Source organism: Bradyrhizobium huanghuaihaiense, assembly GCF_007830635.1.
GTDB lineage: Bacteria > Pseudomonadota > Alphaproteobacteria > Rhizobiales > Xanthobacteraceae > Bradyrhizobium > Bradyrhizobium huanghuaihaiense.
The window spans coordinates 176933-190420 of sequence record NZ_VLLA01000001.1 but is presented as its reverse complement, the minus strand read 5'-3'; the positions used below and the strand labels follow the sequence as shown (position 1 = coordinate 190420).

Here is a 13488-nt window from a genome sequence, read left to right as displayed (position 1 = left end):
CGTGCCCACCATCTTTCTGCGAATTCGTCGTTGCATGGTGGGCACGCTGCGCTTTGCCCACCCTACGGCACTTCCTCTCGGCGCAGAAAGTATCGCGGCCCGCATGAGCGAAGCGACATGCGGGAACAGTCGTCCCGGATGTCGCTGCGCTCATCCGGGCTACGGCACCGCTACTGCTTCGGCAGCTTGGCCTTCAACGCATACAATGCATCGAGCGCCTCGCGCGGGGACATCTCGTCGGGGTGCAGCGCTTTCACCGCGTCCATCAACAACTCGGCTTCGCTCGGCGGCGCGGCTTCGGCGGCAGCGCGCGAGGGCACGGCGAACAGCGGCAGATCGTCTACCAAGGCTCGTGCCGTCTGGCCGCGGTCCTGCGCCTCCAGCTTGGAGAGCACGGATTTGGCGCGCGTGATCACGGCCGGCGGCAGGCCGGCGAGTTTCGCCACCTGGATGCCGTAGGAGCGGTCGGCCGAGCCCGGCAGCACCTCGTGCAGGAATACGACGTTGCCCTGCCATTCCTTCACGCGCACGGTGGCGTTGAACATGCGCGGCAGTTTTGCCGAGAGCGCGGTCAGCTCGTGATAATGCGTCGCGAACAGCGTGCGGCAGCGGTTGCTCTCGTGAAGATGCTCGATCGCGGCCCAGGCGATCGAGAGGCCGTCGAAGGTCGCGGTGCCGCGGCCGATCTCATCCAGGATCACGAGCGAGCGCTCGCCGGCCTGGTTCAGGATCGCCGCGGTCTCGACCATCTCCACCATGAAGGTGGAGCGGCCGCGGGCGAGATCGTCGGCGGCGCCGACGCGCGAGAACAGGCGGTCGATGATGCCGATCCGCGCGCGTGTCGCCGGCACGAAGCTGCCGATCTGCGCCAGCAGTGCAATCAGCGCGTTCTGGCGCAGGAAGGTCGATTTACCGGCCATGTTGGGACCGGTCAGCAGCCAGAGCTGGCCGGATTTTTGCGCTGGGCTCGGCGAGAGATCACAGGCATTGGCGATGAACGGCTCGCCGTTGCGCTTCAGGGCCTGCTCGACCACGGGATGGCGGCCGGCCTCGATCGCGAAGGCGAGGGAGCCGTCGACCTCAGGCCGCACATAGTTCTCGTCGATCGCGAGCTTGGCGAGCGACGTCGCGACGTCGAGCAGCGCAAAGCCTTGCGCCGCCGCGCGCAGATCGTCGCTGATCTCGAGGGCCTTGGCGCAGAGCTTCTCGAAGATTTCGAGCTCGAGGCCGAGCGCGCGGTCGCCGGCATTGGCGATCTTGGCTTCGATCTCGCCGAGCTCGGCAGTGGTGAACCGCACCTGGCCCGCCAGCGTCTGGCGGTGGATGAAGGTCGCATTCAGCGGCGCCGACATCAGCTTGTCGCCGTGCTGCGCGGTCACTTCGACGAAATAGCCGAGCACGTTGTTGTGGCGGATCTTGAGACCCTTGACGGAGGTCGCGTCGGCGTAGCGGGCCTGCATGGAGGCGACCACGAGGCGCGAGGCGTCGCGCAGGTTTCGCGCTTCGTCGAGCGCGGGCTCATAGCCCTGGCGGACGAAGCCGCCATCGCGCTTGATCAGCGGCAGCTGCTCGTCGAGCGCCGTCGCAAACTCGGCAGCGAGCTCGCGCGACGGCCGCTTCAGCGCCGCCATCACGGCTGCGATCTCCTGCGGCGGCTGGTCGAGCTCGGAAAGCCGCGTCAGCACCTGGTCGGCGGCGATGATGCCGTCGCGGATGCCGGCGAGGTCGCGCGGTCCGCCGCGGCCGACCGAGAGACGGGCCAGCGCGCGCGACATGTCGGGCGCGCCGCGCAAAATGCTGCGGATGTCCTCGCGCGCGGCAGAATCGGCAACGAAGGTGCCGACCGCATCGAGCCGCCGCGCGATCGCCGGCGCATCGGTCAGCGGTGCGGCGAGGCGTTGCGCCAGCAGGCGCGAGCCGGCCGAGGTCACGGTGCAGTCGATCGCATCGAGCAGCGAGCCGCGGCGCTCGCCGGCCAGCGTCCGCGTCAGCTCGAGATTGGCGCGCGTCGCCGGATCGATCGCCATGGTCGCGCCGGAAGCTTCGCGCGCGGGCGGTGACAGCGGGGGATGCTTGCCGACCTGGGTGCGGTCGACATAGGTGACGGCAGCCGCCGCAGCCGTGGCTTCCAGACGCGTCAGTTGCGCAAGGCCGTCCATCGTCGCGACCGCAAAATAGTCGCAGAGGCGCTTCTCGGCGGTGGCGCCGTCGAAGACGTCGCGGGTCAGCGGCGTCACCGCCGGCAGCTCGCGCAGGGTCTGGCCGAGCTCGCTGTCGTTGTAGAGCGCGTCGGTGACGATGGCCTCGTTCGGGTTGATGCGCGCCAGCGTCGCGGCGAGCTCGCCGCCCGAAACCTCGGTCACCATGAATTCGGCGGTCGAGATGTCGATCCAGGCGAGGCCGAAGCGGTCGCCGCCGGCGGACGAACGCGCGCGCGCGATCGCCAGCAGATAATTGTTGGCACGCGCATCGAGCAGCGTGTCCTCGGTCAGGGTGCCAGGCGTGACGAGCCGCACCACGCCGCGGCGCACGACGCTCTTGTTGCCGCGCGCTTTCGCCGCCGCAGGATCCTCGGTCTGCTCGCATACCGCGACCCGGTGGCCGGCCGAGATCAGGCGGTGCAGATAATCCTCGGAGCGCTCGACCGGAACGCCGCACATCGGGATGTCGGCGCCCTGATGCTTGCCGCGCTTGGTCAGGACGATGCCGAGCGTCCTGGAGGCGATCTCGGCGTCCTCGAAGAACAGCTCGTAGAAGTCGCCCATCCGATAGAACAGCAAGAGGCCCTGATGGGCTGCCTTGATCTCGAGGTACTGTTCCATCATCGGCGTCACGCGCGCTGTGGCTTCCGCCTGCGGCGCGGGCGCTTCGTCGGGCGGCGGTACGGGTATCGGCTGTTGCATGGTCATGGGCGGCGCAACCTACAAAATTTCGGCACCTGCTCCTATCGGTTTGGCCGGGAAGGAGAGGTTTTCCACGTTGTCCGCACGATGGGATAATGAGCGCAACATATTCCGTCGTCATTCCGGGATGCGCCGGAACGGCGCAGGCCCGGAATCCATAACCCCGGCTCGTGGTTATGGATTCTCAGGTGCGCAATTGCGCACCATAGCTCGCCCTCCGGGCGCCCCGGAATCACGGAGAGTTTGAATACGCCGCACGCGAAACCGTCAATTGACCTGCCGCGGGCGCCCTCCTAAAACTCCGCCGACATTGAAGAATTTGGCCGGATCGCGGCATTCAGGGAGAACAACGATGCGTGACGTCTTTATCTGCGATGCCGTGCGGACCCCGATCGGCCGTTTCGGCGGCTCACTCGCCAAGGTGCGTGCCGACGATCTCGCCGCAGCCCCGATCAAGGCGCTGATGGCCAAGCATCCCAAGCTCGACTGGGCGCAGGTCGACGAGGTCTTCTTCGGCTGCGCCAACCAGGCCGGCGAGGACAACCGCAACGTCGCGCGCATGGCGCTGCTGCTGGCAGGCCTGCCGGATTCGGTTCCCGGCCAGACCCTGAACCGGCTCTGCGCCTCCGGCCTCGACGCGGTCGGCGCCGCGGGCCGTGCCATCCGCTCCGGTGAGATCGAGCTTGCGATTGCCGGCGGCGTCGAATCCATGACCCGCGCACCCTTCGTGATGGGCAAGGCGCAGGAAGCGTTCTCGCGCTCGGCCGAAATCTTCGACACCACCATCGGCTGGCGCTTCATCAATCCGCTGCTCAAGGCGCAGTACGGCGTCGACGCGATGCCGGAGACCGGCGAGAACGTCGCCGAGGAATTCCAGGTCTCGCGCGCCGACCAGGACGCCTTCGCGATCCGCTCGCAGCAGCGTGCGGGCGCTGCGATCGCGGCGGGTTATTTCGCCGAGGAAATCACCCCGATCACCATTCCCGGCGGCAAGGCCGGCCCCATCACGGTCGACAAGGACGAGCATCCGCGCCCTGAGACCACGCTGGAAGGCTTGGCAAAACTGAAGCCGATCGTGCGCAATCCCGGCACGGTCACCGCCGGCAACGCCTCCGGCGTCAATGACGGTGCCGCCGCGATGATCCTCGCGTCCGAAGCGGCCGTGAAGAAGCACGGCCTGACGCCGCGCGCGCGCATCCTCGGCCTCGCCTCGGCCGGCGTGCCGCCGCGCATCATGGGCATCGGCCCGGTGCCGGCAACCCGCAAGCTGATGGAGCGTCTGGGCAAGAAGATCAGCGATTTCGACCTGATCGAGCTCAACGAGGCCTTCGCCTCGCAGGGCATCGCCTGCATGCGCCAGCTCGGCGTCGCCGACGATGCCGATTTCGTCAATCCGCATGGCGGCGCCATCGCGCTCGGCCATCCCCTCGGCATGAGCGGCGCGCGCCTCGTGCTCACCGCCGTGCACGGCATGGAGAAGCGCAGCGGCAAGCTGGCGCTGGCCACCATGTGCGTCGGCGTCGGCCAGGGCGTCGCCGTTGCGATCGAGAAGCTGAACTGACGGTCCACCCAGTGGACCGTCATCCCGGGGCAGCCCGAGAGGGCTGAACCCGGGATCTCGAGATTCCGGGTTCGATGCTTCGCATCGCCCCGGAATGACGGCGTTTGTTGTCGCTTCAGGGACCGTCCCATGATCATCGAGCGCGAGCAGGACGTCACGGCCGCGGCACTGGCGGTGATGGAGCGGACGTCGGATCCGCGGCTGCGCCAGATCATGGTCTCCCTGGTCAAGCACCTGCACGCCTTCGTGCGCGACGTTCGGCTGACCGAGAAGGAATTCCGCGACGCCACTGCGATCGTGGCCGAGCTCGGCAAGCTGACCACCGACACGCACAACGAAGTCGTGCTGATGGCGGGCTCGCTCGGCGTCTCGCCGCTGGTGTGCCTGCTCAACAATGGCGATCAGGGCAACACTGAAACCGACCAGTCGCTGCTCGGGCCGTTCTGGCGGCTGAACTCGCCGCGAGTCGAGAATGGCGGATCGATCGTGCGCTCGGAGACGCCGGGTGCGCCGCTGTTCGTCAGCGGCCGCGTCGTCGACAGGGACGGCCGTCCCGTCGCCGGCGCCGAGGTTGATGTCTGGCACGCCTCTCCGGTTGGTCTTTACGAGAACCAGGATCCTGAGCAGGCCGACATGAACCTGCGCGGCAAGTTCACGACCGACCAGGATGGACGCTTCGCCTTCCGCTCGGTGATGATGGTCGGCTATCCCATTCCGACCGACGGCGTGGTCGGCCGGCTGCTCGAGGCGCAGGGTCGGCACCCCTACCGACCCGCGCATCTGCACGCCCTGATCTTCAAGCCCGGATTCAAGGTCCTGATCTCGCAGGTCTACGACCCCAACGATCCCCATATCGACAGCGACGTGCAGTTCGGCGTGACGCAGGCGCTGATCGGCAAGTTCCAGCGCCACGATACGCCGCATCCGACCGCGCCCGACGTCGCGACGCCCTGGTACTCGCTCGACCACACCTACCGGCTCGAGGCTGGGGAAGCCGTGCTGCCGCGTCCGCCGATCAAATAGCATTGGAGCAGGAGGCTTAAACCCGCTTCCCCAAATTAGTTATATCCTATAATGATTGGCGGAAGCGTTGACCGGCTGGACCTAAAATGGCCGGGGAGGAGTTCGCCAATGACATTCATCTATCCCGTCGATAGCAACAAGGCGCATCCGCTGCCGCTGTCGCCTGACTACAAGAGCTCGATCAAGCGCGCGCCGAACAAGCCCTTGATCCCGATGTGCCACACGCTGTCGGAGCTGACCGGCCCGGTCTACGGCCACGAGACTGTGCGCGAGGGCGACAACGATCTCACCACCCAGCACAGTGGCGAGCCGATCGGCGAGCGCATCATCGTGCACGGCCATGTGCGCGATGAGGACGGCCGCGGCGTGCCGAACTCGCTGGTCGAGATCTGGCAGGCCAATTCCTGCGGCCGCTATGTTCATGTCCGCGACCAGCATCCGGCGCCGCTCGATCCGAATTTCACCGGCGCCGGCCGCACCGTGAGCGATGCCGCCGGCTACTACCGTTTTGTGACGATCAAGCCCGGCGCCTATCCGTGGGGCAATCACCACAACGCCTGGCGCCCGGCGCATATCCATCTCTCGGTGTTCGGCCATTCCTTCGTCACGCGGCTGGTGACGCAGATGTACTTCCCGGCTGACCCGTTGTTTCCGTTCGACCCGATCTTCAACTCGGTGCCGGACGAGAAGGCGCGGGCGCGGATGGTCTCGTCGTTCGACTTGGAGAACACCCAGCCCGAATGGGCGCTGTGCTATCGCTTTGACATCGTGCTGCGCGGCAAGAACGCCACGCCCATGGAGAACCACTAACGTGCAAGATTCTGTGAAGCCTGACGGGATCACCCCATCGCAGACCGTCGGTCCGTTCTTCAAATACGGACTGACGCCGACCGGCGACTATGCGTGGAATGACGCGTTCACCAACTCGACGCTGACGCCCGATGTCACTGGCGACCGTGTCCGCATCGAGGGCCGCGTGTTCGACGGCGACGGCGTCGTCGTGCCGGATTGCATGCTGGAGATCTGGCAGGCGGATGCGCAAGGACGCTTCGCCGACCCGCAGGACAAGCGCGCGCTGCCCAATGCCAGCTTCCGCGGCTTCGCCCGCTGCGGCACCGATAAGGACGGCAATTATTCCTTCGACACCATCAAGCCTGGCGTGGTGCCCGATCCCGACGGCAAGCCGCAGGCGCCGCACATCCTGCTCGCCGTCTTTGGCCGCGGCATGCTCAGGCATCTCTACACCCGCATCTATTTCAGCGACGAGGCCGGCAACGCCGCCGACCCCGTGCTGGCGCTGGTGCCCGCTGAGCGCCGCGCCACGCTGACCGCGGTGCGCGAGGCCGGCAAGCCGGTCTATCGCCTCGACCTGCATTTGCAGGGCGACGCCGAGACGGTGTTCTTCGACGTCTGAGGCAATGCGTCGCGGCGACTCCGGGGCGCCGCGACGCGCTTCTCATTCAGCGCAATTGCAGCCGGTGCTGCACGTTTGAGCGTCAGTCTCACTGACCCAAAACCGATTGACCGATCCCAATCCCGTAGTTCTGCGGAGCTTTTCCGCCTACAACCTGTCCGCGAAGAAAGTCCGTATTTACCGTAACGATCTAGGCTCAGTGCGGATTTGATTCGCGCCTGGATTGCCATATGAAAATTCGTCTGTCGTTGTCTTCCGCGATCATTGCGTTCGGCATCGTGCTTGCCATCGGCTTCACCGCGGTCGTTTCCACCAGCCTCTATGCGCTACGCGAGCTCAAGGTCGGCGGTCCCCTCTATTCCGACATCAAGCTCGGCAATGACCTGATCGCCGACATCCTGCCGCCGCCGGAATACGTCATCGAGGCCTATCTCGAAGCCACGCTCGCGATGCGCGAGCCGGACCAGCTGGCGGCCCATGCCGAGCGCCTGGTCCAGCTTCGCAAGGACTACGACGAGCGAAAGGCTTACTGGGTCGCCTCCAGCCTCTCGGCCGACCTGAAGACCGCCCTGGTGTCGAAATCCGACGCCGAGGTGCAGAAATTCTGGAAGGCGTCCGACCAGCTCCTGCCAGCCCTCAAGGCCAAGGACATGGCTGCCGCCGAGCGCACCTATGCGCAGCTCAAGGACGCCTACACCGCGCATCGCGCCGTCATCGACAGCATCGTCGAGAACGCCAACAAGCAGAATGCCGACATGGAGAAGCTGGCAGCCGACCGCGACAGCTCGATCCTCTATATCCTGCTCGGTGTCTCCGCCGCGGTTCTGGCTTTCATTGCCGCCGGCCTGCTCGGCGTTGCCGTTGGCGTGGTCCGTCCGATCGTGCGCATGACCGGCACGATGCAGAAGCTCGCGACCGGCGATCTCGCCGCCGACATCCCCTTCGCGCATCGGCAGGACGAGATCGGTTCGATGGCGGGCGCCCTCGAGGTGTTCAAGCAGGGCGCGATCGAGAATTCCCGCTTGCGCGAGGAGCAATTGCAGAACGAGCAGGAGGCCACACGCGCCAAGCGTTCCGCCCTGCATCAGATGGCCGAGACGGTGGAGCGCGAAACCGGTCGTTCGGTCGATACCGCGAGCGCCGCGAGCCAGGGCGTGGAACGGGTCGCTTCCAGCCTGTCCGAGATCGCTCGCTCGCTTTCCACGGAATCACAGGCCGTGGCTGCAGCCTCGACGCAGGCGCTGGGCAGCTCGCAGACGGTTTCGGCCGCGGCCGAGGAGCTGAGTGCCTCGATCCGGGAGATCGCGACCCAGGTTGCACGCACCTCGACCGTCACGAAGTCGGCGGTCGCGGGCCGCGAGCAGGCGCGTTCGACCATCCAGGCGCTGGCCGGATCGGTGAAGAAGATTGCCGAAGTCTCCGACCTCATCGGCGGCATCGCCGGTCAGACCAACCTTCTGGCGCTCAACGCCACCATCGAGGCGGCGCGCGCCGGCGAGGCCGGCCGCGGCTTCGCGGTGGTCGCGGCCGAGGTCAAATCCCTGTCCGACCAGACCGCCAAATCCACCGAGGAGATCGGGCGCCTGATCGCCGAGATCCAGGCCTCGACGCAGGCGGCCGTGGACGCCGTCGAGACCATGGGCGGCCACATCGTCGAGATCGACGGCGTTGCGAACTCGGTTGCCGCGGCGATGGAAGAGCAGGACGCGGCGACACGGGAGATTGCGCGATCGATCTCCGAATCGGCGTCCGCCGCCAAGGACGTCTCGGCCAAGATCGGCAATGTCAGCCGCGACGCGGCTTCCGTGAACGAGCGCGCCGCGGAGGTCAGGCAGGCGATCGCGGGAATGGCGGCCAATCTCGAGCAGCTGCGGTCGGTCGTGGTCCGGACCGTGCGGGACTCCACCGCCGCAGCTTGATCCCGCATCAGGTCGGCCGCTGGTGCCCGGGGTCGTGATCGTGCAGTATGGCGCGGGACAGGGGCATCGTGGTTCATGACACCTCCACAATTGCCGGCGGTCGTTGAGCCCGCCCGACTGACGGCTGCGCTGCGCCGGGGCGGCGTGCTTGATGCTGGCGCGGTGCGCGAAGTGAAGGTGCTGCATCAGCGTGACACCGTCGTGTCACATATCGTCAGGCTCGGGCTGCGCTATGTCGGCGAATCCACCGGCGCCCCGCAGTCGCTGATCCTCAAGACTCCCAATTCCGCTTTCGCCGAGAGCCTCGCCAATGGCGGCCGGCGCGAGGTGGACTACTACACGCAGCTCGTGCCGAAGATGCCGCCGGGACTCGTGCCGCGCTGTTTTGACGGGCATTTCGACGAGGGCGGCCCCACCTGGCATCTGTTGCTCGAGGACCTCACCGACAGCCACGACATCGCGATGGCCTGGCCGGTGCCGCCCTCGCGCGAGCAGACGTTCGCCATCGTCACCACGCTCGCACGCTGGCATGCAGCCTGGTGGGACCATCCGAGCCTCGGCGACACAGTCGGCACCTTCGCCAGCATGGAGGACAGCGCGCAACGCATGGAGACGTTTGCCGGCCATTATGACCGCTTCGCCGACCTGCTGGGCAATCGCCTGAGCGAGGAGCGGCGCACCCTCTACCGTCGTCTGATCGACCAGTCGGAACGGCTGTCCCAGCGCTACCATTCGCGCCGTCATCTCAGCATCACGCATGGCGACGCCCATACCTGGAATTTCATGCTGCCGCGCGCGGGCGTCTCTGACACCGTGCGCATCTTCGATTTCGATCTCTGGAGCATCAACGTTCCGACCCACGACCTCGCCTACATGATGGCCATGCATTGGTATCCGGAACGCCGCCAGGCGCTCGAACGCCCGCTGCTCAATCTCTACCACGACACGCTGATCGAGAGCGGCATCACCGGCTACACGCGCGGCGCACTCGATCGTGACTATCGCTGGGCGGTGCTCTGGCAGATCACGCGGCCGGTCTGGCAGTGGAGCATCAACATCCCGCCGCTGATCTGGTGGAACAATCTGGAGCGCGTGATGATCGCGGTCGAGGATTTGGGGTGTGAGGAGTTGTTGGGGTAGGGGCGCGAGGCGCGGTGACGGCTCAACAGATTCGCTGTCGTCCCCGCGAACGCGGGGACCCATAACCACGGAGAGATGTCGTAACGCGAGCCGACAACTCCGAGTCCTCGCAAAACCACTCCCTGTGGTTATGGGTCCCGGATCTGCGCTGCGCTTGTCCGGGACGACAACAACTACTCCATCACCGCATGTTCCGGCCCTGCCGCCTGCTTGCGCAGGGTGGCCTTGGTCGAGCCGATCATCAGCGCGAGCGGGATGGTGCAGAGGATGAAGACCATCACCAGCATGTAGTCGTGGGCGAAGGCGATGATCTGCGCCTGCACGCCGACCATCCGGTCGGCCATGGCGCGGCCGGCGTCGGTGGAGAGGTTGATGATGCCGCGTACGTCCGGCATTTGCAGGGCGTGGTTGAATGGGTTGATGTGCTCGGAGAGGATCGCATAGGTCCGCCGCGTGCCCTGCGTCAGCTCGGCGATGACGACCGAAATGCCGACCGAACTCGCGACATTGCGCATCAGGGTCAGCATCGCGGTGCCGTCGGTGCGCAGATGGTTCGGCAGGGTCAGGAACGCCACCGTCGAGAGCGGCACGAAGACGAGACCGAAGCCAAAGCCCTGGATGATGCTGACGGTCACGATCTCCGGCACCTGGGTGAGGTCGGTCCAGCCGGTCATCTGGAACAGCGAGCCCGCGGTCAGAGTGAGGCCGGCGATGATCAGCGTGCGGGCCTCGAAATAGCGCATCATGCGGCCGACCAGCATCATGGCGAAGAAGGTGCCGAAACCGCGGCTCGCCAGCAGCAGGCCGGCCGTGATGATGGGATATCCGATCACGTTCTGCATGTAGGGTGAGGCCAGCGCCATGGTGGAGAACAGCACGAGGCCCATCACGACCATGAACACGCAGCCGGTGACGAAGTTGCGGTCCCGGAATAGCGCAAAGCGGATGAACGGCGTCGAGGTCGTGAAGGAGTGCGCGAGGAAGAAGTAGAATGCGACCGCCGAGACGATGAACTCCGCGATGATCTCGTTGGATTCCAGCCAGCCGAGCTGCTCGCCGCGGTCGAGCGCGAGCTGGAGCGAGCCGATCGCGATCGCCAGCGCAGCGAAACCGAGCCAGTCGAATTTGAGGCTGAGATCCTTCTTGGTCTCGTCCATGAAGACGATCAGCCCGAGCACGGTGATCGCGCCGAACGGCAAATTGACGAAGAACACCCAGTGCCAGGAATAGGTCTCGGTCAGCCAGGCGCCGAGGGAGGGGCCCATGATCGGGCCCATCATCACGCCCATGCCCCAGATCGACATCGCCTTGGCGCGCTCCTGGAGCGTGTAATAGTCGAGCATGACCGACTGCGACAGCGGCACCAGCGCCGCGCCGAATACCCCTTGCAGCAGGCGGAACAGCACCATCTGGTTGATGTCCTGCGCGAGGCCGCACAGCACCGAGGCGAACGTGAAGCCGGCCGAGCAGATGATGAAGATGCGCTTGCGGCCGAAGCGGTTGGCGATCCAGCCCACCGGCGCGGTCATGATCGCTGCGGCGACGATATAGGAGGTCAGCACCCAGTTGATCTGGTCCTGCGAGGCCGACAGCGTGCCCTGCATGTAGGGCAGCGCGACGTTGGCGATCGTGGTGTCCAGCGCCTGCATGATGGTCGCGGTCATGGCGCAGATCGTCACCATGTTCCGGCGCAGGCCGGGGACCATCAGGCTGGCATTGGGGCCGGACATCGCGTCAGTCCTTGTCTTGATCTTTGAGTCTTACTCTTTGTCCTGGCCCGCGGTCGCCGACAGGCCGAGCAGGCCGGCGAGCGAACGCTTGTGGCCGGTGTCGATGGTGGCATAGACGCTCATGCCGGCCTTCAGCTTCCGGACGTATTTGTCGGTCTCGTCGAAATAGATCCTGACAGGCACGCGCTGCACCACCTTGACGAAATTGCCGGTGGCGTTCTGCGGCGGCAGGATCGCGAACTGCGCACCGGTGCCGGGCGAGAGCGAGCCGATCTTGCCCTTGAAGACGTGGTTGGGAAACGCGTCGACCTCCAGCGTGACCGGCTGACCTTCGGTGACATAGGTGAGGTCGCTCTCCTTCGGATTGGCGTCGACCCAGGGATGGGCGATGTCGACGATGGAGAACACCGCCGTGCCGGCGGCAACGAAGCGCCCGAGCTGGATCTGCTCGACCTGCGTGGCGACGCCGTCCATCGGCGCGCGCAGCACGGTGTGGTCGAGATTGCGCTGGGCGTCGTCGAGCTTTGCCTTGGCCTGCGCATAGGGCGGGAACTGCTCGAGCGGCAGGTTGGAATCGCCGAGCAATTGCGTCTTTGCGTTGGACAGCTGCTGCTTGACGAACTGCGTCTGTGCGCCGGCGGTCACCAGCGCGTTGGCGGCGTTGTCGAGATCGAGCTGGGAGCCGTAATTGTTCTTCACCAGCGCCTGCTTGCGCTCGACGTCGCGCTGCTTCAGGTCGACGCCCTGCTGGGCGAGGTTGAGCATGTCGCCGTAGATCTTGATGTTGGCGACGAGATTGTCGTAGGTCGTGCGGGTCTGGGCGAGCTGTGCCTTGGCTTCATCCACCGCATGGCGGAACGGAACGGGGTCGATCTCGAACAGCTCGTCGCCTTGCTTGACGGACTGCCCTTCTTTCACGAGGACCTTCTGGATCTTGCCGGAGATGTCGGGCGTCACCAGCACCTTCTGCGCGCCGACATAGGCATCGTCGGTGCCGACATAGCGTCCGCCGTTGAGATAGAAGGTGACGCCGCCGATGGCGGCGATCACGGGCAGCACGACCATCAGCAGGAAGCGCCGATAGCGGCGCAGGCCGGCCAGCAGGCGGCGGCGCGGATCGGTGCCGGCCTTCTTGGTGGGCTTGCCGCTGTCGTTCTTCTGCTCGGGCTGGAACTTGAGAACCTGATCAGCCATAGCGCTGCTCCTTACGCACTTGTTCCGCGCCGGATGTCTGGGCCGCGTTACGCACGTTTTCCTTGATAGTTTCGAGTTGGGTGAGGAGACGGTGGGCGTCCGCCGGGCTGATGCCGTCGAGCGCGTTCGCCGTGAGCTCCGACTTCAGGCCGCTCATCCGTCCCAGCAATTGCCGTCCGGCCTTCTTGAGATAGAGGCGCTTGACGCGGCGGTCCGAAGGATCGCTGCGGCGCTCGATCCAGTCATTGTCGCAGAGCTTGTCGATCAGGCGCGTCAGCGTGATCGGCTGCACCTCGAGCAGTTCGGCGAGTTCGGACTGCTTCATGCCCTCGCTGCGCTCGACCTTGGCCAGCACCGCCCATTGTGCGCGGGTGATGCCGAAGCGCGAAGCCTCCTTGTCGGCATAGACGCGGAGCAGGCGGTAAAGCTCGCCGAGCGTAAACAGGAAGTTCTGGTCCACGGACCCGCGGCTCATAAGCTTGGTCTCCAATAAGCTTGGGATAATATAAGCAAGCTTATGATTATTGTGTGGCGGATTATCGGGACGCAGTCCCGCGGGATGAGCATGGCTGGCAGCCGCCGGGCCGGTGATGCTTTGGGTTCC

Annotated in this window: 10 protein-coding genes; 6 read left to right on the top strand and 4 right to left on the bottom strand. The window is 65.7% G+C overall.

Features of this window, described 5'->3' with window-relative positions:
* Positions 1 to 170 precede the first annotated feature (170 nt).
* Entirely contained in the window at positions 171 to 2909 is a 2739-nt protein-coding gene (mutS, locus tag IQ16_RS00840) for a DNA mismatch repair protein MutS (RefSeq protein WP_018644346.1), read from the bottom strand.
* A gap of 346 nt (positions 2910 to 3255) precedes the next feature.
* On the opposite strand from mutS, the gene pcaF reads away from it, so the two are divergent.
* The 6 genes from pcaF to IQ16_RS00810 all read left to right on the top strand — a co-directional run bounded on the left by pcaF (position 3256) and on the right by IQ16_RS00810 (position 9960).
* Positions 3256 to 4464: a 3-oxoadipyl-CoA thiolase gene (pcaF, locus tag IQ16_RS00835; protein WP_018644347.1), complete on the top strand. Its 1209-nt coding sequence runs from the start codon at positions 3256 to 3258 to the stop codon at positions 4462 to 4464.
* A 129-nt stretch (positions 4465 to 4593) separates the two neighbouring features.
* Positions 4594 to 5487, top strand: a complete 894-nt coding sequence (locus IQ16_RS00830) for a dioxygenase family protein (RefSeq protein ID WP_018644348.1) — start codon at positions 4594 to 4596, stop codon at positions 5485 to 5487.
* A gap of 108 nt (positions 5488 to 5595) precedes the next feature.
* Entirely contained in the window at positions 5596 to 6297 is a 702-nt protein-coding gene (pcaH, locus tag IQ16_RS00825; RefSeq protein WP_026312192.1) for a protocatechuate 3,4-dioxygenase subunit beta, read from the top strand.
* Between the two features lies 1 nt (position 6298).
* On the top strand, positions 6299 to 6901 hold the full coding sequence (gene pcaG / locus IQ16_RS00820) for a protocatechuate 3,4-dioxygenase subunit alpha (RefSeq protein ID WP_018644350.1): 603 nt from the start codon (positions 6299 to 6301) through the stop codon (positions 6899 to 6901).
* A gap of 230 nt (positions 6902 to 7131) precedes the next feature.
* Positions 7132 to 8820: a methyl-accepting chemotaxis protein gene (locus tag IQ16_RS00815; RefSeq protein WP_018644351.1), complete on the top strand. Its 1689-nt coding sequence runs from the start codon at positions 7132 to 7134 to the stop codon at positions 8818 to 8820.
* A gap of 75 nt (positions 8821 to 8895) precedes the next feature.
* The gene (locus tag IQ16_RS00810; RefSeq protein WP_026312193.1) at positions 8896 to 9960 is read left to right on the top strand and encodes a phosphotransferase; all 1065 of its coding nucleotides are present in this window, start codon (positions 8896 to 8898) and stop codon (positions 9958 to 9960) included.
* A gap of 173 nt (positions 9961 to 10133) precedes the next feature.
* On the opposite strand, the gene IQ16_RS00805 is transcribed toward IQ16_RS00810, so the two are convergent.
* Genes IQ16_RS00805 through IQ16_RS00795 form a run of 3 tightly spaced genes read right to left on the bottom strand, consistent with a single transcriptional unit; the run spans position 10134 to position 13359 of the window.
* Positions 10134 to 11690: an MDR family MFS transporter gene (locus tag IQ16_RS00805; RefSeq protein WP_018644352.1), complete on the bottom strand. Its 1557-nt coding sequence runs from the start codon at positions 11688 to 11690 to the stop codon at positions 10134 to 10136.
* A 30-nt stretch (positions 11691 to 11720) separates the two neighbouring features.
* Complete coding sequence (locus tag IQ16_RS00800) at positions 11721 to 12884, bottom strand: HlyD family secretion protein (RefSeq protein ID WP_018644353.1); 1164 nt, start codon at positions 12882 to 12884, stop codon at positions 11721 to 11723.
* A complete protein-coding gene (locus tag IQ16_RS00795) occupies positions 12877 to 13359 on the bottom strand; it encodes a MarR family winged helix-turn-helix transcriptional regulator (RefSeq protein WP_018644354.1) in 483 nt (160 codons plus the stop codon). The genes IQ16_RS00800 and IQ16_RS00795 overlap by 8 nt, the downstream gene beginning before the upstream one ends.
* Between the last annotated feature and the right edge of the window lie 129 nt (positions 13360 to 13488).

What these genes read in the sequence shown, in the direction of transcription:
- IQ16_RS00800 (WP_018644353.1), bottom strand. Translation starts at nt 12,884, where the DNA reads ATGGCTGATCAGGTTCTCAAGTTCCAGCCCGAGCAGAAGAACGACAGC.
- IQ16_RS00795 (WP_018644354.1), bottom strand. Translation starts at nt 13,359, where the DNA reads ATGAGCCGCGGGTCCGTGGACCAGAACTTCCTGTTTACGCTCGGCGAG.
- pcaH (WP_026312192.1), top strand. Translation starts at nt 5,596, where the DNA reads ATGACATTCATCTATCCCGTCGATAGCAACAAGGCGCATCCGCTGCCG.
- mutS (WP_018644346.1), bottom strand. Translation starts at nt 2,909, where the DNA reads ATGACCATGCAACAGCCGATACCCGTACCGCCGCCCGACGAAGCGCCC.
- IQ16_RS00810 (WP_026312193.1), top strand. Translation starts at nt 8,896, where the DNA reads ATGACACCTCCACAATTGCCGGCGGTCGTTGAGCCCGCCCGACTGACG.
- pcaF (WP_018644347.1), top strand. Translation starts at nt 3,256, where the DNA reads ATGCGTGACGTCTTTATCTGCGATGCCGTGCGGACCCCGATCGGCCGT.
- IQ16_RS00805 (WP_018644352.1), bottom strand. Translation starts at nt 11,690, where the DNA reads ATGTCCGGCCCCAATGCCAGCCTGATGGTCCCCGGCCTGCGCCGGAAC.
- IQ16_RS00815 (WP_018644351.1), top strand. Translation starts at nt 7,132, where the DNA reads ATGAAAATTCGTCTGTCGTTGTCTTCCGCGATCATTGCGTTCGGCATC.
- IQ16_RS00830 (WP_018644348.1), top strand. Translation starts at nt 4,594, where the DNA reads ATGATCATCGAGCGCGAGCAGGACGTCACGGCCGCGGCACTGGCGGTG.